The organism is Brumimicrobium mesophilum (assembly GCF_003025005.1).
Lineage (GTDB): Bacteria > Bacteroidota > Bacteroidia > Flavobacteriales_D > Crocinitomicaceae > Brumimicrobium > Brumimicrobium mesophilum.
This window is the reverse complement of sequence record NZ_PVSS01000018.1, coordinates 61154-83875: the sequence shown is the minus strand read 5'-3', so window position 1 is coordinate 83875 and position 22722 is coordinate 61154. Positions and strand designations below refer to the sequence as shown.

The 22722-nt window shown below is 33.4% G+C and carries 17 protein-coding genes; 12 read left to right on the top strand and 5 right to left on the bottom strand.

All coding sequences use genetic code 11. The features are described from left to right. Window positions 1-73 precede the first annotated feature (73 nt). The 3 genes from C6368_RS15970 to C6368_RS15960 all read left to right on the top strand — a co-directional run bounded on the left by C6368_RS15970 (window position 74) and on the right by C6368_RS15960 (window position 6923). Window positions 74-1678 carry a transcriptional regulator gene (locus C6368_RS15970; protein ID WP_107040231.1) on the top strand — a complete coding sequence of 535 codons (1605 nt, stop codon included), beginning with the start codon at window positions 74-76 and terminating at the stop codon, window positions 1676-1678. A gap of 105 nt (window positions 1679-1783) precedes the next feature. Further along, the gene (locus C6368_RS15965; RefSeq protein ID WP_107040230.1) at window positions 1784-4831 is read left to right on the top strand and encodes a T9SS type A sorting domain-containing protein; all 3048 of its coding nucleotides are present in this window, start codon (window positions 1784-1786) and stop codon (window positions 4829-4831) included. 115 nt (window positions 4832-4946) lie between these two features. After that, window positions 4947-6923, top strand: coding sequence for a gliding motility-associated C-terminal domain-containing protein (locus C6368_RS15960; protein WP_159038645.1), 1977 nt, complete (start codon window positions 4947-4949; stop codon window positions 6921-6923). Between the two features lie 50 nt (window positions 6924-6973). Here C6368_RS15960 and C6368_RS15955 read toward each other — a convergent pair whose 3' ends face one another. Both C6368_RS15955 and rbfA read right to left on the bottom strand, forming a co-directional pair. Further along, window positions 6974-8110 carry an ABC transporter permease gene (locus C6368_RS15955; protein WP_159038644.1) on the bottom strand — a complete coding sequence of 379 codons (1137 nt, stop codon included), beginning with the start codon at window positions 8108-8110 and terminating at the stop codon, window positions 6974-6976. A gap of 78 nt (window positions 8111-8188) precedes the next feature. After that, window positions 8189-8524 carry a 30S ribosome-binding factor RbfA gene (rbfA, locus tag C6368_RS15950; protein ID WP_107040227.1) on the bottom strand — a complete coding sequence of 112 codons (336 nt, stop codon included), beginning with the start codon at window positions 8522-8524 and terminating at the stop codon, window positions 8189-8191. A 245-nt stretch (window positions 8525-8769) separates the two neighbouring features. Here rbfA and C6368_RS15945 point away from each other — a divergent pair, with 245 nt between their 5' ends. The 6 genes from C6368_RS15945 (at window position 8770) to C6368_RS15920 (ending at window position 16100) form a co-directional block, all read left to right on the top strand. Then, the gene (locus tag C6368_RS15945) at window positions 8770-10605 is read left to right on the top strand and encodes an ABC transporter ATP-binding protein (protein WP_107040226.1); all 1836 of its coding nucleotides are present in this window, start codon (window positions 8770-8772) and stop codon (window positions 10603-10605) included. 99 nt (window positions 10606-10704) lie between these two features. Next, entirely contained in the window at window positions 10705-11307 is a 603-nt protein-coding gene (locus tag C6368_RS15940) for a hypothetical protein (RefSeq protein ID WP_159038643.1), read from the top strand. A 346-nt stretch (window positions 11308-11653) separates the two neighbouring features. Next, window positions 11654-12595: an SPFH domain-containing protein gene (locus tag C6368_RS15935; protein ID WP_107040224.1), complete on the top strand. Its 942-nt coding sequence runs from the start codon at window positions 11654-11656 to the stop codon at window positions 12593-12595. 187 nt (window positions 12596-12782) lie between these two features. Continuing rightward, a complete protein-coding gene (locus C6368_RS15930) occupies window positions 12783-13514 on the top strand; it encodes a carboxypeptidase-like regulatory domain-containing protein (RefSeq protein ID WP_107040223.1) in 732 nt (243 codons plus the stop codon). 181 nt (window positions 13515-13695) lie between these two features. Beyond that, window positions 13696-15099, top strand: coding sequence for an MBL fold metallo-hydrolase RNA specificity domain-containing protein (locus C6368_RS15925; RefSeq protein ID WP_107040222.1), 1404 nt, complete (start codon window positions 13696-13698; stop codon window positions 15097-15099). After that, the gene (locus C6368_RS15920) at window positions 15096-16100 is read left to right on the top strand and encodes a hypothetical protein (protein WP_107040221.1); all 1005 of its coding nucleotides are present in this window, start codon (window positions 15096-15098) and stop codon (window positions 16098-16100) included. Before C6368_RS15925 ends, C6368_RS15920 begins: the two co-directional genes overlap by 4 nt. Before the next feature lie 152 nt (window positions 16101-16252). Here C6368_RS15920 and C6368_RS15915 read toward each other — a convergent pair whose 3' ends face one another. The 3 genes from C6368_RS15915 to C6368_RS15905 are packed head-to-tail and all read right to left on the bottom strand — an operon-like array spanning window position 16253 to window position 18819. Further along, window positions 16253-16960: an SDR family NAD(P)-dependent oxidoreductase gene (locus C6368_RS15915; RefSeq protein ID WP_107040220.1), complete on the bottom strand. Its 708-nt coding sequence runs from the start codon at window positions 16958-16960 to the stop codon at window positions 16253-16255. Further along, complete coding sequence (locus C6368_RS15910) at window positions 16957-17655, bottom strand: potassium channel family protein (RefSeq protein WP_107040219.1); 699 nt, start codon at window positions 17653-17655, stop codon at window positions 16957-16959. The genes C6368_RS15915 and C6368_RS15910 overlap by 4 nt, the downstream gene beginning before the upstream one ends. A 9-nt stretch (window positions 17656-17664) precedes the next feature. Beyond that, window positions 17665-18819, bottom strand: coding sequence for a trans-sulfuration enzyme family protein (locus tag C6368_RS15905; protein ID WP_107040218.1), 1155 nt, complete (start codon window positions 18817-18819; stop codon window positions 17665-17667). 224 nt (window positions 18820-19043) lie between these two features. On the opposite strand from C6368_RS15905, the gene C6368_RS15900 reads away from it, so the two are divergent. From C6368_RS15900 to C6368_RS15890, 3 genes are all read left to right on the top strand, one after another. Continuing rightward, window positions 19044-20267: a sensor histidine kinase gene (locus C6368_RS15900; RefSeq protein ID WP_107040217.1), complete on the top strand. Its 1224-nt coding sequence runs from the start codon at window positions 19044-19046 to the stop codon at window positions 20265-20267. Between the two features lie 633 nt (window positions 20268-20900). Continuing rightward, entirely contained in the window at window positions 20901-22307 is a 1407-nt protein-coding gene (locus C6368_RS15895) for an MATE family efflux transporter (protein ID WP_107040216.1), read from the top strand. Beyond that, window positions 22300-22689 (top strand): acyl-CoA thioesterase, encoded by a 390-nt coding sequence (locus tag C6368_RS15890; RefSeq protein ID WP_107040215.1) that lies wholly within the window; start codon window positions 22300-22302, stop codon window positions 22687-22689. Before C6368_RS15895 ends, C6368_RS15890 begins: the two co-directional genes overlap by 8 nt. Window positions 22690-22722 lie beyond the last annotated feature (33 nt).

Genomic DNA, 22722 nt, shown 5'->3' with positions numbered 1-22722 from the left:
GGGAACAGTAGTTTTGATGAGATAATTTTATATTTTATATCGATAAGGAGAAGTGATTTTGAAGAAAATTAGCATGTTAACAGTTTTTAAAATTGCAACTATACAATTGTTAGCTTCTGTTTGCTTTTCTCAAGAAAATCCTGAAACATTCAATTCCCAATCAATTAACACTATTACTACAAATCAAGATATAAGTGAGAAGGAACTGCTTAAATTTGTAAAAGAGAATAATAAGGAAATTGATTTTGTAATTGAAAAAGCTGAATCATTCAAAACATCAAGGTCTATTGAATATGCTGAAATATGTTTTCGAATCGCTGAAGTACTAACAGATGAGAACAAATTATACCAAGCTTATGAGTATTTAGATAGAGCAAGTACAATTCTGGAAAAAAAAGATGTATCTAAAATTCATTTTGCGTCAGAATTTTATAAAACAAAAGGAACGTATTTTTATAATTTCAGAAGATATGAAGAGTCGAAGGCGTTACTTCTGAAAGGGTTAGGTTTAGATGTAGAGGAGAGTTCCTTAAAAATAACCATGCTCAACACTTTAGGATTAATTTATAATAGAATACATAGTTCAGATTCTTCTCTATATTATTTTAATAAGGCTTTAAATTTAGCAACAAAACTAAACAACAATGATTGGGTTGGGGTCATTAATGGTAATCTAGGGTACTACTACTATTTAAATGATGATATTGAAAAAGCGAGAGACTATTTGGTTTTAGATAAAGAATTAAGTCTAAAAAATTCACAAACTGAAAGTGCTGTCCATGCCATTTCGATGCTGATTGAATTAGATTTAAAGGAGGGCAATCTTGAAATGGTTGATTCTAATATGGCTATTTTGGATTCTTTATTTCCGATAGTGACAAATTATTCAACGATAAAGCAATATTATTATACAAAAACAATTTATTGGGAAAGTCTTGAAGAATATGAAAAAGCTTATGTTGCTTATCGGCAAGGTGTAATGTATAATGATTCTTCGGTTTTAGAGTATGATGAGACGAATCTTCAAAACATGATTTTCCAAATTGAATTTCAGAAAAAAAGAAATGAAAGTGATTTAATCCTTGAAAAGGAAAAAAGGACTGGTCAATTTTATTATGGGATTGCAGCACTTTTATCAATCATAACTTTAGCTTGTATTTTCATTATTTACCAAATGAGAAAAAGGAAAAAAAGTGAACACAAAATCCTGGAATTGGAAAAAGACAAAATTCAGTCTGAACTAAAGCAAAATGAATTAGAATTAAAAAGGATTTTAAAAAATCTTGTTGAAAAAAACGAAATTATAGATGCATTAAATCGTGAAATTGACAAAACTGAAAAATCAAATGAAGATGCCCAATTACAAAAAGAACAAAAAGTTATTTTCGAAAAAATAAATTCCTTTACATTATTAACAGAGAGTGATTTGTTAGAATTTAAACGTTTGTTTGACAAGATTCACCCAAATTTTTATAATTCATTGACAGATAAGTATGAAGATTTAACTAAATCTGAGGTAAGACTCGGAATGTTAATAAGGTTGAATTTAACAAGTTTAGAAATGTCTTTAATCCTTGGAATTTCACAAGATTCCGTTCGTAAGGCCAACTTAAGACTTCGAAAAAAATTAGAAATCGATTCCCAAAAAGAACTTGTTCAAGTCATAAAAATGATATAAATCGCCTGATAACAGTAGTTGTCCTGTTTTTGTCCCGTTAAAAATTGTGTTTTTCACTTAGTCTGTAGTTAGATTTGGTTCAATATTAATTCAAAACTACAAATTATGAAATTGAAAATCTATTCATTTATCATTTGCGTTACAGCACTTTTTTTTAATAGTGCAAACTCTCAGATTTATGAAACATCATTAGACCAAGGTACAAGTCAAAACACAAATATTCCTGTTTATTCATATTATGGCTATAGTTATAGTCAAAGTATTTATTTAGCCTCAGAATTCTTACCCGCAGTTCAAGGAACTTCTACTGAAATTAGTAAACTTAGTTTTTTCAATGTTTCGGGAAATCTTACAAATACTGATAATTGGACAATTTTAATTGGGCAAACAAGTAAGACATCTTTTCAAAACGGATCTGATTGGGAAGCTTCTACTAATATGGACATAGTTTATGACGGTTCTATCACCTCAAATGGTGCAAATGGATGGATTGAAATAGAGTTGGATGCAACTTTTTTATGGGATGGAGTTTCAAACATTGTTGTAGGTGTACGTGATCAAGCTTCTGGCTATACAAGCAGTCAAATCCAATGGGGTACTTATGATGTTGGAGTAGATCGTTCGATGAGAACATATAACGATTATACCCTTCCAAATTTGAATTCACCGCCATTTGCGCAAAATTTATATCAAAGTGTTCCTAAAATTAAATTTGAACACATCAATTACGTAGATTGTCAAGTTCAATCTCCTGCTGGTTCATATAACATTTCTGTTGCGCAAACATCAATTTGTGATAATGAAGTTTTTGAGGCAACATTCGACGATATATTTTATATCACAGGTTTAACTTATCAATGGCAAATGCTTGATAATGGTACTTGGATTGATTTTGCAAATTCAGATTCAACTTATTTCGAATCGATGCTTTCTCAAACAACCGATATTAGAGTTAAAGCAACTTGTTCTTCTTCTGGAGTTTCTATGACTACAGCCCCACAAACAATTACAGTTTCTGCAGCACCTAGTTTAAGTGTCAACTTTCAAGATATAGCGTTCTGTGATGGAAATCCTGCGGCTATTATGGCCAGTGGCGCGACAAGTTATTCTTGGTCTCCAGCAACTGGATTGTCAAATAACAATACAGCTGTGGTGAATGCTTCACCAACGAATGTAACTACTTACGAAGTTACAGGAAGCTCTGCGAATGGGTGTATTAGTGTTGAAACAGTAAAAGTGAGTCCGCTTGATAAAGTAACTTCGGATTTCAATTACGACGCATCAGCACTGTGTAGTGCACCTACAACAATTAATTTTGAAGTAACTGGTCTACCAACTTTAGTGGGTACCGCATCATGGGAATATCAATTCATGGATGAGAATAATAATGTTTTAGTTCCTTGGGGGGCTAATAGTATTTATCCAATTACCGCACCTATTGATTCAGTTTATAAAGTTAAATACGTTGTTAGGTCAACAGAATGTCCTACAATTGAAAAAGAATCTACTGTTAAAAATATCACGGTTGGATTTGGTTCAGAAGTGATTGTAGAAAATTACAACTGTACGAATTTAGGAGGTTCTATAAACGCAATTAACGACTTTGGTCAAGCATCAGGAGCAATGATTTATCAAAATGATTTTTCTGATCCTTCAAATACTACAGACCTAGTTATGGTTGGAAATACTAGTTTGACCAATGGAATGGCTGTAATCACGCCTTCTGCTACAGGGAACAACGGTTCTTTAATTATTTCTCCTTCAAATCAGACTGTTGGAAGTAATAATTCATTCAATGTTTCCTTCGATCTTACAGTCGATTTGCCAATTAATACGTATGGTACAGGAGGAGCAGATGGTTTTTCATATTCATTTGCAAATGATATCACGAATTCAAATGCGAATATTCAAAATGGACGTGGTTCTAAGCTTAGATTAAGTTTTGATTCTGCAGATAATAGTCCAAATTTAGCGGGTGTATATTTGGTTTACGGCAAGCAAAATACAAATGCTCCAACACCAACCGAACAAACCACTTTGGCTTATAATAATAACATAAGTAGTTGGAAAAATAAGGCAGATGTTCCAGTTGAAATTAGTATTCAAAATGGTGAGGTAACTGTAATTGTAGATGGAATGCTTATTTTTGATAATGTCACTCTACCTGCCACTTATATGACAGAAGATGTTAGCAATTGGGAGCATAGCTTTAGTGCTCAAACTGGAGGTGATGCGAATAGACATGCAATAAGTAATTTGACTATGTCTACAGACAGTTATGAATTTGGTTTATCTACATCTTTAAATGTAGTTCCAACAGTTTGGCAAACAGATAGAAATTTCGATAATTTAACTGCAAACACATATTATTTATGGATGCGAAAAGATGCTGTTTCTAATTGTCAAAAAATGGTGCAAGTTGTAGATGTTATAAATACTAATCCATTAGTGGATTTGGGAAGTACTTACACAATTTGTGAAGGAGATACAGTTGTTTTAGACGCTGGAAACCCAACATCAACTTATGTTTGGAATGGCACAAATGTTACAACTCAAACTTATGCGGTAACTAATTCAGGTAATTATGTAGTACAAGTAACGGACACTTTAGGGTGTACAGGTTTAGGTTCTGTAATTGTAAATGTGGATGAAGCTCCTTCTACAGGTAATATCGTTGTGAACAACCAAGCTAGTGGTGCAACTGTATTTACACTTCAGAATGTTGTAAATGGTGACACTTATGATTGGGATTTTGGTGACGGTAACACTGTTGCAAATGGTTCTTCAAGTATGACGCATATTTACACAAACAAAGGAACATTCAACGTTTCTGTGATGATTTCAAATGACTGTGGAGATACAACTATTTCACAATCGGTTGATATTTCTGTCATTTTAAATGTGATGGATGAAGAAAATCAAGAAACAGTTAAAGTTTATCCTAATCCAAGTAATGAATATGTTACAATTGATTTAGGAAATACAAATCAAGCCAACATTAAAATACTTGATTTAAATGGTAAAGTAGTTTATGATTTAGGCGTAGTTAATTCTTCTGCTAAGTTAGATGTAAGTGGTTGGAGTAAAGGAGTTTATTTTGCACACGTCAATAATGCAAATAAAAATGAAGTATTAAAAATTGTAGTTGAGTAAAAGTGAATAAATGTGGTGGATGATTGTCGTCCATCACATTTTTAACATGGTTATTATAGTTGTATTAATACAACTATTTTATGCATTATGTCGTCTTTATAAAAATAAACACTTTATGAAATCACTATATCTTTTAATCATATTTATTGTGTTTGGAGTTTCACTTCAAGCACAAATCCCCTGTAACACCAATTTCACTGTAGGTAATGATTCAACATTATTATGTGGTGAAACTTATACTCTTCAAGCCAATCAAGGATTAAATAGTTATGCTTGGAGTACTGGTTCTTCTCAATCTTCAATAACGGTTTCTACTTCAGGAACATATACCTGTGTTGCATCTGAGTTAGGTCCAGAATTGGTTGTCAATGGAGATTTTTCTGCTGGAAATACAGGTTTTTCAACTGGGTATATTGTTGGAACAGGCGGAGCCTTTGGACAGTTATCTAATCCAGGAACTTATGCTATTAATACTTCTCCTAGCCTTGTTCATAATAATTTTAGTGTGTGCTCAGACCACACCACTTCGGGAGTTGGAAATATGATGATTGTAAATGGTGCAAATAATTCTGGAACTGATGTGTGGTGTCAAACAATTACTGTAACTCCAAATACAGATTATCAGTTTAGTGCGTGGATAGCCAATGCGTTGAATGACCCAAATGTTGCGCAGCTTCAGTTTGCAATAAATGGAACTAATTTAGGTAGCCCATTTTCTACATCTACCACTGCATGTACGTGGAATCAGTTTTTCGAGAATTGGAATTCTGGTGCAAATACTTCAATTGAAATTTGTGTAACAAACCTGAATAGCACAGGTGGAGGAAATGATTTTTCTATTGATGATATAAGTTTTCGACCAGTTTGTACTTATACTGATCAGGTAACAGTAACTATTCCTCCAAATCCTGTTATTCAAACAATAGCAAATCAAACTATTTGTGAAGGAGATAATGTTGATTTAACAGCATCTTCTGTATCTCCTAATTTAACCTACGATTGGACACCAGGAGGAGCAGGAGCTTCAATTAATGTTTCACCAACCCAAACAACTAGCTATAGTGTAATTGGGACTGATGCAAATGGTTGCGTATCCAATCCACAGACTGTTGTTGTAAATGTAAACCCTTTGCCAACACTTACATTTACAGGAGACGATGTTATATGTGAAGGAACAGCAGGTTCAATAACTGTAACTTCTTCTATTTCTCAAACAGATTTTATTTGGACTCATAACGGTTTAACTATTCCTACGGTTTCCGTTGTTCCCACTGAAACCACCTTTTTTGAAGTTACAGCAACAAGTCCTCAGGGATGTGTTACAACAGATAGTATTGAAGTGGAAGTGCTTGAGGAGTTAGAAATTGAAATTTCAGGAGAATCGATTTTTTGCCAAGGTGATCAAAATAATTTGCAAGCAACCTCAAATCTTACTGGAACAGACTTTCTATGGCTGCCAAGAAATGAGACAGGAAGTGTTTTACCAACAACTATTTCAGATATCGGTTGGGTTTACCTAGAAGGAAACCATCCTATTTGTGGAGTGCAAACCGATTCAATTGAACTCGTATTGGGTGAAAAACCTACCGTTTCTATTCCAGATAGTTTGAGTTTATGTCTTGGTGAACAAGGAACGATTACGGCCGTTTCATCAATTCCAAATTCTCAATTTAATTGGTTTCCAGGAAATTTATCTGGTGCATCGCAAGTGTTTACTCCTTTAGAATCAGGATATGTTTTTGTTCAAGCGAATGCAGAAGGGTGTCTTTCTGATTTAGATTCTATTTTAATAAGCATTAATCTAAATTGTGATGTAATAGTTCCAAATGTATTTACCCCAAATGGAGATGGAGTAAATGACTTCTTTAAATTGATCGAAAGCGAAGGTGTACAAGAATTGGAATGTGTTATTGTTAATCGATGGGGAAATATAGTTCAAGAATTTGATATTCCGAATTTCAAATGGGATGGAACAAACAAGAATGGAAATGAAGTAAATGATGGAACATACTTCTATATTATCAAAGCCAAAACGAGCAACGGAACTGAGTTAGAGAAATCTGGATTCGTACAGTTGGTGAGAGGTAAATAATTACGAATTATGTGTTTTCATTTCGTAATTACAACAATTGGAATTGGGAATTATTTATGTTTTCGCAGTAAAACCTTAGTTGGAAAGTAAGAAACAATTAATCCAAGAATAGTCACTGATGAGATAATCATTATGGCATCTTCCCATGTAGCAAGCATAGGGAAATATTCTCCCGGTGCACTTGGCATGGAAACAAATCCAAAATAGATTTGAGCAAAAACAACTAAATAACCAATTAACAAACCTAAAATTACTCCTCGTCCAACAATCATTAATGCTTCAAAAAAGAAGATGTTGAAAATCGTGCGTTTATCTGCACCTAAACCAAATAAAGTACGGATATCAGGTTTTTTTTCTACATACAGCATTGCAATTGAAGCAATTAAATTGAAGGATGCTAAAATGAAAATAAACACCAAAATGAAGTAAACAATTAAACGTTCGGATTGACTTGTTTTAAAAATAAGTTCATTTTTTTCAAAATTAGTTTTAACTTCAAAATCATTACCAACCACTGATTGAATTTCCTTTTTAACACTATTTAGGTTGTAATTATCGTTTACATCTACATATAATGCTGTAATGTCATCACCGTATTCCAAAAGGTCACTAGCCAATTGATACGGAATAACAGCTTTTTCAGCATTTACCTCTCGGTTAAAATTCATGCGAGATGAAACACTCACTACACGAACATTTAAAGGGTTTTTTCCCGGCCTTAATTTACCTTCTCTTAGAGGTACATTAAATGTAATTTGCTCACGAATATGGTCAGACATTGGAATATAACCTCCCAATTTATCTAATAAATATGCGCCAAAAATTGCTTGAGGTTCGTTATTAATTAATAATGCAGGAATTCCATCAACAATGTGAGCCCTCATTTTTGACATTGTTAAAAAGTTGGTGTCTACACCCACCATTTGTGCATGTACCCATTTGTCTTCATGCTTTAAAATAATGACTTCTTCAATAGCTCGAGAAGTATTTTGTACTCCTTCAACGGCCCTTATTTTCTCGATGTCAATAAAACCTTGATTAAATGTTTTGGCCTGTGCAGAGCGAATACTCACAGAAGGGTCAAAATCACTATAAAGCTTAATAACCATCTGCTCAATTCCATTAAAAGCGGAAAGTAATATCACCAAAGCAGCTGTAGAAATAGTAATTCCCACAACACTGATCATAGTGATGAGGTTAATTACATTTCGAGATTTTTTTGATTTGAAGTACCTTCGCGCTATGAAACGAGCAACATTCATGGCTTATTTCTTTAACAATTCATCAATTTTTTCTGCGTAATCCAATGAATCGTCAATGAAAAATTCTAAATCTGGAATGTGGCGCATGTCTTTTAATCTACGTCCCACATCTCCACGGATTTTACCTTTATTAATTTGGATGTTTTGCAAAACTTCCTCCTTTGGTGGACCAGCAAAAATGCTTAAATAAACGCGTGCCAAACTTAAATCTGGAGTTACACGAACCACAGTTGCTGTAACCATTGCTCCCATACACAATTCGCGTGCATTCTGTTGGAATACTTTAGAAACTTCCTCTTGAATGACTTTTTCAATTTTATTTTGTCTTATCGAACCCATACTGCAAAAGTAGTGATAATTTAGAGATTGTACAGACGTATTTTTGACATAGGTATGGACACATTGCAATACAGGCTTTGGTATATTCTTGAAATTTTTAGCTAACCGAACTCAACAAAATCCTATCATTTAGACAAAGTAAAACGACGAGGAATCTCTTTTTTTTAGAAACGCAATAGAATTTGATAATTTTCTAGCCCTTTCATTCATTCTTTAAACTTGAAATAATCCTATATTTGCCAAGGATGAAACAATTATCAACAATATTTAAAGCAACGTTTATTTATAGGTGGAGAGCAATTGCAACAATTGTTTTCAATCTTTTCTACGTTTTATTTAATCTTATTTCTTTGGTACTTTTTGTACCTTTTCTGCAGGTTATTTTTCCTTCTGGAGAACTTGAAACAGTAAAAAAACCAGTATTTGAAGGCAATGGTATTTCTGCATATATTAATTATGGAAAGGACAGCTATAATTATTTTATGAACTCAATGGCTCAAGATGATCCAAAAAGCGCATTGATGTTTGTGTGTTTATCAGTTGTGATAGCCTTTTTCTTTAAAAGTTTATTCCGATATCTTGCCATTTATCATCAATCTGAATTAAGAATGGCTGTGGTGCGAGATTACAGAAACAAAATGTTTTCTAAATCAATGCATTTACCAATTTCCTTCTTTACCGAAGAAAAAAAAGGTGATTTAATGTCAAGAATGAATAGCGATGTGAACGAAATTGAAGTAGCTGTTGTGGCTGTTTTGGAATTGATTTTTAGAGATCCATTAGCTGTGATTATTACACTTGGAACACTATTATATTGGAGTCCGTCTCTAACACTTTTTTCTCTGATTTTACTTCCAATTTCTGCTTTTATCATTTCTAAAATTGGAAAAAGTCTGAAAAGAACTGCAAGTAAAGGTCAGAAGCAATTAGGTGTATTGTTTTCATTTTTAGATGAATACCTGGGTGGAATTAGAATAGTAAAGGCGTTTAATGCAACTGAAGCTTCGATTAAAAAGTTTGAAAACATTAATTTACATCATCAAAGGTTGAGTACGCGCACCTTTAGAAAAAGAGATGTTTCGTCGCCACTCAATGAATTTTTAGGTGCTGTAGTATTAATCGCTATTGTTTGGTTTGGGGGATCCATGATTCTTGATGGTGGTGGTGATGGTTTATCAGGTGAAGAATTTATTGGGTTTATTGTCGTGTTTTCTCAGCTTTTGGTTCCCGTTCAAAACATTGCAAAAAACAGTGCAAATCTTAGTAAAGCCAAAGCAAGTCAAGATCGAATTGAAGATATCTTAGATGCAGATGAGAAAATTTTAAATCCAACTAATCCAAAAGCAATTTTTCCTTTAGATAAAAGTCTTTCATTTAAGAATGTCTCCTTTGCATATAAATCTGAGATGGTTTTGAAGAATTTAAGCTTCGATTTATTAAAAGGAAAAACCGTTGCATTGGTAGGTGAATCAGGAAGTGGTAAGTCAACCATTGCAGACCTATTACCTCGTTTTTATGATGTAACCTCTGGAGAAATTACATATGATGGAACAAATATCAACCTTTTCTCACTGCATGATTTACGTGCACAAATTGGAATTGTAAATCAAGAATCTATTTTGTTTAATGATTCAGTTTTCAATAATATCTCTTTTGGAATGGACAACATTACTGAAGAAGATGTAATGCAAGCAGCGAAAATTGCAAATGCCCACGATTTTATCTCAAATTTAGATGATGGTTATCACACAAACATTGGTGAACGTGGAAATAAATTATCCGGAGGTCAAAAACAACGTGTAAGTATTGCCCGTGCAGTTTTAAAAAATCCACCCATTATGATTTTGGATGAAGCAACATCTGCTTTGGATACTGAAAGTGAAAAATTGGTGCAAGATGCATTAGATAACCTGATGAGAAATCGTACTTCTCTGGTTATAGCTCACCGTTTAAGTACGATCAAAAACGCAGATTTAATTCTCGTTTTGCGCAAAGGAGAAATTGCTGAAAGTGGGACTCATGATGAACTTTTTGCCAAAAAAGGCTTGTATCATAAGTTGAGTACAATGCAAGGTTTGTAGTATTTAACGGTATACTTCGCTGTATTTCAGGGAAAACCCTCAGATAATTTTTTTTAAATGACCATATATTTGAAGCATATTCATTCAAAATTATTATCTATGAAAACTTTATCAACACATATCTTTCGCATCTTTAGTTTAGCCTCTATGTCATTACTAATGGCAGTTACAATTTCTTGTAAAAAGGAAAAAACAGAACCAAGCCCAAGTGGTCCAAGTAACCCAGGGAGTCCAGGAAACACATCAGGTTTGATTGCAAGCGCAGATTTAAATTTCGATGGTGAAACTATAGATTTTAAATGCTATAATATGTCATTTTTTGAAGAAATAGTTATTACTGAAGACAGTTCTTTAGTTATGATGTTTAATAGTGTGAATCAAAACGGTAATTATACTGGTGGACCTAGCATCTATGCTGTAATTGAAAACAGCAATGGCTTTAGCACAGGTGATATTTATAGCTACGACAATAACTCTTCTACTCAGGAGATTTCTTTTGTTGTTACCAGAAATGATTCTACAGGAATTTCGGATATATATGGTCTTGATCAACCAGGTTCTGGAGAATTAAAAATCACCTCACTTAGTGGGACTAATATGAAAGGTGTTTTCAATTTCACTTTAACAAATGCAGTTGACCCAACAAAACAATTAACTATATCAAATGGAAGTATTGATGGGAGTGTGTTTTTTGAAAATTAGAAGTTAGAAAATTTACTTAATGAAACCTAAAGGATATCGGGTAGTGAACAATCTTTGTTTGCTACCCGATTTCTTATTGAATAAACTTGAATATTAAGCCTTTGAAACGGCTGGAAGCATGGTTTCTGTTTCTTCTGATTGAGAAATTCATCCCACATCAATTATATTATTATTACTCGGAAAATTCGGAGAGTATCTTTTTGAATATGCCATAATTTATCAAATCCAACATTTAATAACTTAAACTTTAAGTACTCCCATTTTTTTAACCTTCAAAGTTTACCTTCCATCATAGTCTACTCGCTTTTTAACATCTTTATTGTATTTTTACTTAAAACTAAAAATCATGAATGAATTTTCTTTTTCGAATATTATAGTTCTTGCCATCGTCATTTTCTTGATATACGGCATATTTTTTCTCGTTAAACAACAAACTTCTGCTATAATGGAGCGTTTTGGTCGTTTTCAATCGGTAAGAAGTTCAGGCTTACAGCTAAAAATTCCACTTATAGATAAAGTAGCGGGTAGAATTAATTTAAAAATACAGCAATTAGATGTAATCATCGAAACGAAAACAAAAGATGACGTTTTTGTGAGGCTGAAAGTTTCGGTTCAATTTCAAGTGATGAAAGACAAAGTTTATGATGCCTTCTATAAGCTTGAAAACCCACAATCACAAATTACTTCCTACGTTTTTGATGTAGTGCGGGCAGAAGTTCCAAAAATGGTTTTAGATAATGTGTTTGAACGTAAAGACGACGTTGCAAATGCAGTAAAATCAGAATTGAATGAAGCAATGCAAGATTATGGATTCGACATTATCAAAACTTTGGTAACTGATATCGATCCAGATGAGCAAGTGAAAATTTCAATGAATAGAATTAATGCATCTGAGCGTGAAAAAGTAGCAGCAGAATTTGAAGCAGAAGCAGAAAGAATTAAAATTGTAGCCAAAGCTCGTGCAGAAGCAGAAAGTAAAAGACTACAAGGTCAAGGTATTGCAGATCAACGTAGAGAAATCGCAAGAGGACTTGTTGAAAGTGTTGATGTTTTAAACAAAGTTGGAATTAATTCTCAAGAAGCTTCAGCATTAATCGTGGTAACGCAACATTATGATACGCTACAATCACTTGGAGAAGAAACGAACTCAAATCTAATCCTACTTCCAAATTCTCCACAAGCAGGAAGTGATATGTTAAATAATATGGTGGCTTCTTTCACAGCTTCAAACCAAATCGGTGAAACTATGAAAAGAGTAGATGCTGAAAACAGAAAAAAAAGGGAATAACGAGGTGAAGAATAAAAATATATATTAATGTATTTAAAATGAGGCTGTCTATTAGATAGCCTCATTTTTTTTTGGAATTCACTTTAGTATTAATACTTCATTTTAATCAAATGAAAATATTTTCCGAAATAATTTATGGAATCGCAATTCATCCTGCATCTTAATATTGAATTAAAATATAGACAAGATGAAAACAACAATTAAATTAATAGCAGCACTGTTTTTTGTAAACTTTGCAATGGGACAAGGTTCATTTGGAGATATTCAAGGACAACTATTCGAAAATCCTGAAAAAGAAACACCCGCAATGTTTGCCAAGGTATGGGTTGAAAGAGGGGGAAGCAATTATGGAGCAATGACGGATGAAAGTGGAAGGTTCAAAATTAATTCAATTCCGACAGGAGTTTATGTTTTGAAAGTTTCATACAATACTGATTCGCTATCTCAAACCATTTTGGCGAAAGTAGTTACAGATGGAATTGAAAATTTAGGAAGAATAAATTTCTATGAAGTTGTAAATGAATTAGATGAATTTACAGTCACGGAATATGTTGACCCACTGATAAGTTTTGATTTCGGGCAGAACAGAATTAGCGCAATAGATATCGAACAAAGTGCAGTAAAAATGGACTTGAAAGCACTTATTTTAAGTAATAACTCAGACATTAAAATAGATGCAGATGGTCAAATGATGATTCGAGGGTCTAGGGGAAATGATTTAATACATTATATCGACGGCGTAAAAATGAATGAAGTTCAATCTATTCCTAGTTCTGCTATCGGGGGAGTAACAGTTTACTCAAGTGCTATTCCAGCAAAATATGGAGATACAACCGGTGGTGTGATCATCATGGAAACTAAAAGTTATTATGACCTATGGAGAGCAGCAAAAATTAAAGAAAGCGCTGCTAATTTTTAGAAAATCTAGCTGAAATAACAAGAAGTGTAGTTTGAAAAAGCTGCACTTTTTTTGTTGACCTAATTGACCTTTAAATAAGTGTTGATCATGCTTTTTTTAAAGTTATTTTAAATCACAAACCCTTCATTTAATCCTTCAAAAATCTTACATTTAGAATTAGGAAACTTAAAACTACGCTAAAATGAAGATCACATTTGCAGGAGCCGCCAAAACAGTGACAGGGAGTAAACACATTGTTCAATTGTGGGACAATACCAAAGTGATGTTAGATTGTGGAATGTATCAAGGAATGGGAAAAGATACCCACACTTTGAATTCTGAAGAATTCGAAGAGCCCTTGTCAGTCTCTGCAATTTTACTTTCTCATGCTCATATCGATCATTCTGGATTGATTCCGAAATTTGTAAAAGACGGTTTTGAAGGTAAAATTTTCTGTACGGAAGCTACTCATGCTTTGTGTGAAATTATGTTGCGAGATAGTGCTTTCATTCAAGAAGCAGATGTGCGCTATTCCAACAAAAGACATCAAAGAAGTGAGAATGATGCTTACGATCCACTCTATAGTTTTCTTGATGTTGAACAAGCTTTACAGCAGTTTGTAATTGTTAAAGAAAATGAGCCAATTTCGATTGCTGCTGGAATTAAAGCTACTTTTATTCCCAATGGACACATTTTGGGAAGTGCAGCAATTTATCTTGATATTGACGAAATTAGCGAAAAACACACCTTGCTTTACACCGCAGATATTGGTAGATATAATGCTACTTTGATGCGTAACCCAGAACTTCCACCGCAAGCTGATTATGTGATTTGTGAATCAACATACGGAGATCGTTTGCATGACAATACTATCGATGCTGAGCAAGGATTATTGAATGCGGTATTACATACTTTGCAAGAAAAGAAAGGGAAATTAATTATTCCTGCCTTCAGTTTAGGACGAACACAAGAGCTTGTTTTTGCATTAAATAAACTGGATTTGTATGGTTTGCTTCCTGATGTTAAAATTTTTGTAGATAGTCCACTTGCAATTGACGCAACAGATATCATGCGCAGATATTCACATCTGTTGAATCGAGAAGTTTCTCGCTTTAAAAAAGGAACACGTCATGACCCTTTTGGATTTAGGAAATTAATTTATGTAAAAGAACAAAAATACTCCCGTAGAATTAACACTTTGGATGAACCCTGTATTGTTATTTCCGCTTCAGGAATGGCAGATGCCGGAAGGGTAAAACACCATATTTATCATGCATTGGAACAAGCTAAAAACACTATTCTTTTTGTTGGATATGCTGAACCCAATTCTTTGGCCGGTAGATTGCAAAGAGGAGATAAAATGGTGACCATCTTTGGAGATGACAGAAATGTAGAAGCTGAAATAAATTACATCAAATCCTTAAGCGCGCATGCAGATTACAATGAAATAATGCGTTACCTCTCAAATAACAACTCAGGTAAAGTAAAACGCTTATTCTTAGTACATGGTGAAGAAGAAGTGGCTCAAAAATTTAAAGGTCTTTTAAAAGAAAATGGCTACAATAATGTTGTTATTCCTGATAAAAACATGACCTTTGAAACATGAAGTTTCGGTCAATATGTTTGTTGCTTATTTCGTGCGCTTTTATAGTTTCGTGTTCTGATCAAGAACAGGTTAAAATAGTCAATGATAAAATTGAACCACCTTTTAAAAAGCAAATTTTAGATTGGAGTGTAATGAATGCTCAAGGTTGGAAAAACATGAGTTTTCCAACATGGTTTTCTAAAGAATTAATTGATTCCAATAATATTGAAAGTGTTTTTATAGGATTTACAAATTTCAATTTTACAGACAGCATTCTCAATATGACTGACACTTTACCCCATAGAACGGTGGAAATTCAATTCGGTAAATTTGGGAGTGTGGATAAAGTTGAATTGTCGGATTATATTAATGGAATTCTACTTGCTCAACATATTTTTAGTTACAAATTTACTACAGACTCATTGGGGTATTCAACTCCAGCTATTTCGAGTAATGTAAAATACCGTGAGAAAAGTATGATTTCATTACTTACCACTCTACAAGAATTACAGCAATACCATCGGTTAGTTTTGCAAGAATCAAACAGTGACTTAATCACATATATTGATAAAAGTAATAAAAATGGTATAGCACATTATTTTATTCTTGATAGTGCCAATTGGAACGTTTCCTACATCGATCAAAATTTAAAATCTGAAAAGAATAATATTTTCTATTTTGGTTCTCCAACTAATTATAGTTCATCTTTTTCAGTGAAAAATTTAGTTGAAAAAACGATGAAGCAAACCCGTGAATATTATGTTAGTAATGCTTTGAAAAATCAGTACTTTTATAGCAAAGACTTTATTACTAAAAGATCATACCACTATGATAATGAGGGGATGTTAATAGAAATGAATGACAGTTTAGTCACTTCGAGTAATGAATTTCTTCACGCTGAATATGCTAAAATTCACTACAATAATTCACTGCCAAAATCAATTACTTTTTTCAACGAAGAAGATTCTTTAATGAAAACACCAATCAAACGAATAGGTTTTGATTATTCAATTACAAAATAATGAATTACGAATTTTTGTAATAGCCGAAAATTGATGAATTACATAGCTATTCTACACTTACATTATGGATGCCCTCTCCCTTGATTCCTCTCCAAAAAGGGAGTCCAGAACACAACAATTCGTAATTACCACATTTGTCGAACCATTAACAATTAAACCCTAAAAACCACCCCTTCTTCTTCCGGATGTTCCAAACCTAAAAATCTATCAATTAAAACCGCTACTTCTTCAGGGCTTCTCAATTCATCGTTTTCCTTTAGGTCCACAAAATTCTGGTGACTGGAAAAATTCTTAGCGCCACTGTTTCGAATGCTAACTTGCATATTGGTATCTACCACTCCAGGAGCAATATTAAAGACCTTTGTCGATTTTCCTAACTCTTTAATCTCTAGATTCAAAGTTTCTGCAAATATATCCATACCCGCTTTCGTAGCACAATAAGATCCCCAAGATGGAATTGGACGTTGTCCTGCACCAGAAGAAATGTTGATTATTGCATCCACATTATCAAACCCAAAAGATGACAATACATAGCTGCAAAGATATTGTGGTGCTACAAGGTTTACCATTGTCATATCCACATAATGCGTTAATGTTAACTCATGTGATCTTTTAATGTCGCCAATAATTCCTGCGTTGTTGATTAAGCGAATTGGATAATTTTCTTGCGACACATAATCTAAAAGTGATAACTCATGTAGCTGATGCTTGTCTGATAAATCGCACGCTACATGTTTGAAATTATCGTCAATAATGGAATTACTTCTCGAAATTCCGATTACTTTCTCACCTTTTTCTAAGTAAAAATGGGCCAAGGCTTTTCCTATTCCCGATGATGTTCCTGTTATAATATTTATCATGATTCGTTTACGTCAATAAAGCGCTGAACATGTTTTGCAGTTCCGAAAACAACTAAAGTATCACGTGATTCAATAACGGTATCGCCTTTTGGTACACCAATTACGTGTTGCTCTACTTCGTACTGACCTTTCTTTTTTATGTCATATTCGCGCCTCATAGTTACTAATGTCAATTGATATTTATTTCTAAAATCAATATCTTGAATTGTTCTGTTGAGTACTCCTTTTGGAGGTTTAATTTCAGCAATTTCATATTCCTCCGACAATTGAAGAAAAGATAAAATAGACGGATTTAACAATTTCTCTCTAATAACGAAAGCTACCTCATCTTCTGGAGTTAAGATTTCCTTAATCCCAATTTTCTCCAAAATTAACCTCTGATCTGCTCCGTTAGCCCTTGCAATAATTCTCTTTACCCCTAAATCCATAAGGTGAACAGCAGTTAAAACAGTTGCTTCAAAATTTTCTCCAATAGCTACTACTGCAGCATCCATTTCCTCCAATTTTTGAGAGGTTAGAACCTTAAAGTCTGTACTGTTTAATGTAACCGCAAATGCAACATCATCTTTGATATTTTCAATTTTTTCTTCATTGTTGTCGAAAGCAAAAACTTGTGCTCCTTTTTCGGCAAGTCGACGGGCAATATTTGAACCATATTTCCCAACTCCAATCACTGCAAATTTGTTAAATCCCATCTTTATTTTTTAAGCCAAAGCTTGTTTTAAATCGTTTATTAAATCTTCGGCATCTTCCACGCCAACACTCAGTCTGATGAGTGAATCTACAATCCCTGCTTCATCACGAATTTCTTTTGGAAGAGCACCATGAGTCATTGTTACGGGATGACAAGTTAATGACTCAACACCTCCTAATGATTCTGCAAGTGTAAAAACCTTAAATTTTCCCATTATAGAATGGGCGTCTTTCATGTCGTTTCCTTTTAGTGAAAAAGAAATCATTCCTCCAAATCCGAGCATTTGTTTTTTCGCAATATCATGGTTAGGGTGATCTTCAAATCCTGGCCAGTAAACTTTGTCTACCTTCGGGTGATCATTTAGAAAATAAGCCAGTTTTTCACCGTTTTCACAATGCCTTTGCATGCGTAAATGTAGGGTTTTTATTCCGCGTAAAACCAAGAAAGAATCCATTGGCCCTGTAACAGCTCCTGAGCTATTTTGAATACGGTAGATTTCATCTGCTATCTTTTTGTCATCTGTTACTATTGCACCCATCACAACATCAGAATGGCCTCCTAAATATTTTGTTACAGAATGCATAACCAAATCAGCACCTAAATCTATAGGTGTTTGGAGATAAGGTGTAGCAAAGGTGTTATCTACACCTAGCATTACATTTGATTTTTTTGCAATTTTAGCAACTGCTTTTATATCAATTATATTCATCATTGGATTGGATGGCGTTTCTATCCAAATTAACTTTGTCTTATCATTGATTTTTTTTTCTAAATCAGATAAATCATTCATTTTTATAAAGTGGAACTGGATTCCAAACTTTGCATAAATAGTTGTGAATATTCTGTAAGAACCCCCATATAGATCATCTGTGGTAATGATTTCATCACCAGGATTGAACATTTTTAATACTGCATCGATAGCCGCTAAACCACTTCCAAAACAGGCCCCATATTTGGCATTTTCTAATTCAGCCAATGCGTTTTCTAAAGCATGTCGTGTTGGATTTAAAGTTCTTGAGTAAGCATAACCTTTGTTCTGACCAACTTTTTCTTGTTTATATGTACTGGTTTGGTAAATAGGTGTCATGATTGCTCCTGTCGCAGAATCTGGCTCAACACCAGCATGAATTGCTTTTGTCCCGAACTTATATTTTTTTGTTTCCATGAATGTAAACAGTAATTTTATTTACTTACAAATGTAAGAAAATTAGAGTATAAAATTTGGGGAATTCGCCATATTCAAGCTTGCATTCAAAAATGATCAATCTAATTTTGGAATAAAGAATTTCATAAATCTACCATATGCTTTTTTGTATAAATAATGTATCTTTACAGCGAATGAAATCAGTATTTTTCGTAACACCTAATCATTAAATTTACAGATTAATCATGAGTAATCGCACACCTACTAGCATTCTTTCTAGCTTCCAAGAAACTGCCAAATTTAATTTTGTATGGCGTATTAATTTGGTTTTTACTATTGTGGGCTTTGTTATGATGATTTTTACCTACCTCATACAAGATAGATTTTTCAAATACTATGTCCTAGTATTTGTCCTTACTATTGGAAGTCTTTTCTTTTTGAAATATTTAAAAACCTATAAGTTAGTTGCTAAAATTCTCTATTTGGTTGTTTCCACTGTATTGGGAGCAGCAATATTTTCTGTTCCTGAATCATTACATCTTCAAGAATCATTATGGATGGTCGTTCTGATTTTAGCCGCATTTTTCACCCTTGGCAATGTTTGGGGTTGCTTTTATCTTCTTGTCAATACCATTTTTTATGGAATTTATTATAATTATCAATTCGCAGGAACAGCTCATATAAGTCTTACGATTCGACCTGATGCACTTTTTTTACTTTCCATTGAGTTTGCTGTTTCTATGTTTTTGATAGGATATGTAATGTTTCAATATGGTTTAATTAATAAATATGCCTTTAAACATGCATCAAAAGCTTACGAAAATTTGAATTCAGAAAAACAAATAGTTGAACTTCAGAATAGAGAAAAAACTGTTTTGCTTCAAGAAATTCATCACCGTGTAAAGAATAATATGCAGGTAATTGTGAGTTTGTTGAGAATGCAGTCAAGGGAAATAATATCAAAAGAGGGGAAAGAAAGCTTTGAAGATGCTATAACTCGAATAATGACTATGTCTTTAATCCATCAAAAAATGTATGAAAAAGAATCACTTATTGATCTAGATGTTAAGGATTATCTGAGTACATTAATAAATAATCTTGTAAAGTCTAATGCCGTCAATAAAGATATTTCCTTTACTGTAAATTCGAGCTTAAAATGTGTAAGTGCAAAGAACATGGTTCCTTTAGGCTTAATTATTAATGAGTTAGTGAGTAATTCGATTAAACATGCCTTCGAGAGTATTGGCCGAATTGAATTAACATTGACTCCTCTAGAAGGCACTAGTTTTAGCCTGTCATATTTTGACGATGGTACTTGGAAAGAGAATGATAAGCAAACATTCGGAACTCAATTGATTGAAGTCTTTACCGATCAGTTAGATGGAACCTATGAACGTGAAATAATAGATTCTGGAACTTACTTTCACTTTACATTAATTGATGATGTAGGTGGAGAAAATAAACTTTAGTCCTTTTTTTAAGTGAATAGGTATTGTTATGTTTTATGTTAACGATGACAAAAGGATTTAGTTGTCTAATGAATCCTTTTTCACTTTTTTTGATGAGATTTTGTTAACTATTTTTTATTAAAGTTAGAATCCCTTGCCGATTTTGTCAGCAAGGGTTCTTAGTGTTTTAGAAGGTTGATTATTTGTTAGGTTTGATTAGTTAAATCGCTTCAACAAATATAGAGCTGCTGTTCTGATATAAACCAAGGGTTTTCCCTAGGTTTAATCTTTAATTTTACAAAACAATTAATTAGAATAAAAGAATCTAAACCCAAAGCTTTCTCTATTTCGCTTGGTTGAAGTAGCGATATGTAGCTATTTAAATCCATATTTCTATACTTTTTTAGGGATTTAAACTTTGTGAAAAGCTTGTGTTTAATTGGTTGTGAGTTCGAAGGGTTGAACTATAGTATAAATAAAAAAAAGAGCTAAGTTTTTTTAGAAGGTAACATGTAATGATTTTCGAATCTATTCAAGACCTAATAGGTAATTTTGAATAGTTTAACAAAGTTATAAGAAATAAACATCGTTCGTCTCGAGAAATTTAAATTAACTTCGACAACATTTTTAAAATCTATGTGTTAGCATTCTAGAATGAAGTCTACAGAAAAATTTGGTACAGCTCCCTTAGGGAAATTATTAGCAGAGCAAGCTATTCCAGCATCAGTTGGAATTCTTACAATGTCTATATATGCCATTATTGACACCATCTATGTCGGGCAGTTTGTAGGTCCGGAAGGAATTGGAGCAATTACTGTGGTTCTGCCCATTACATTCTTGATTTCTAGTATTGGAATGGCCATTGGAGTAGGAGGGTCTTCTGTTTTATCAAGAGCTCTAGGTAATAATAAACTTAAAAAAGCTTTTAAAACTTTTGGAAATCAGGTTTTAATGACCTTGGTTCTGGCGATTTTCTTTGTTGTTTTAGGTTCTCTTTTTATTGATGAAATTATTCATGCTTTTGGAGGAATGGGAGATGTAGAAGCTCCGGCAATAGAATATTTTGGTATCGTATTATTGGGTGTCCCATTTTTAGCTTGGGCAATGATGAGCATTAACGTCATTCGGGCTGAAGGCCATCCCAGAGTAGCAATGTATGCTATGATCGTTCCTGCCATTATTAATTTAATTTTGGATCCTATATTCATTATAGCTTTAGATATGGGGATTAAAGGTGCTGCATGGGCTACAACTATATCCTACATTGGAAGTGCTGCATTTACCTTACGTCATTTTGTTTACGGAAAGTCTGTATTGAAAATCTCGTTTGATAATTGTAAACCATCATTTCCAATAATTAAAGAAATCGCATCTTTAGGCTCTGTTACATTAGCTAGGCAAGGAGTAATTAGTGTGTTGGCAGTGGTTCTAAATAATTCACTTTTCTTCTATGGTGGAGAACAGGGTTTATCTGTATATGGTATTATTAATCGCGTTTTAATGTTCGCCAACTTCCCAGTGTTAGGAATCACCCAAGGTTTTGTTCCAATTGTTGGGTACAATTTTGGAGCAAGATTAAAGGAGCGCGTACAACAAATACTAAAAATTTCAATTGGATGGGCGTCCGGTATTTCTGTTTTACTTTTTATACTCCTCATGATCTTTGCATCATCTATCTCCGAACTTTTTACCTCAGATTTAGAATTAATTAGGGAAACAACCCCAGTAATAAGAACAGTCTTTTTAGCAACTCCACTTTTAGCAGTAAGTCTTATAATAAGCGCTTATTTTCAAGCTATTGGAAAGGCAGGTCCTGCATTGTTTTTGGCCTTAACAAAACAAGGTATTTTCTTGATTCCACTAGTTCTTTTACTACCATTGTACTTTGGATTAAATGGAATATGGATGGCTTTCCCAATTGCTGATTTTGGAGCAGCGGCTGTAAGTTTTGTTTACTATAAAATGAGTCGCAATAAATACCCAACTAAGATTGATCCCGAAATAATAATTGATCAAGAACTGGATAAGTTTAAAACCTCAGAAATATATAGAAATGAATAAAACTATAGAAGACCGAATAGCTGCTGCTGAAACAAGAATTTTTAAAGCTGTTTTTCCTAATACAACTAATCATTATGACACATTGTTTGGAGGTACAGCATTACAATTAATGGATGAAGTTGCATTTATCTGTGCCACTCGTTTTAGTCGTCAAAGAGTAGTTACTGTAAGTTCAGATCGTGTAGATTTTACAAAGCCTATTCCTAGTGGAACATTGGTTGAACTAGTAGCAAATGTTGAAAAAGTGGGTAAATCCAGCATCGTAGTTTCTGTAGATATCTTCGTTGAAGAAATGTATTCCGAAAAAAGAGAAAAAGCTGTTCATGGTACTTTTACTATGGTTGCGGTTGATGATGAGAAGAATCCAGTGGCTGTAGTATAATTGAATTAACATTATGAGCACTAGAAAAATCTC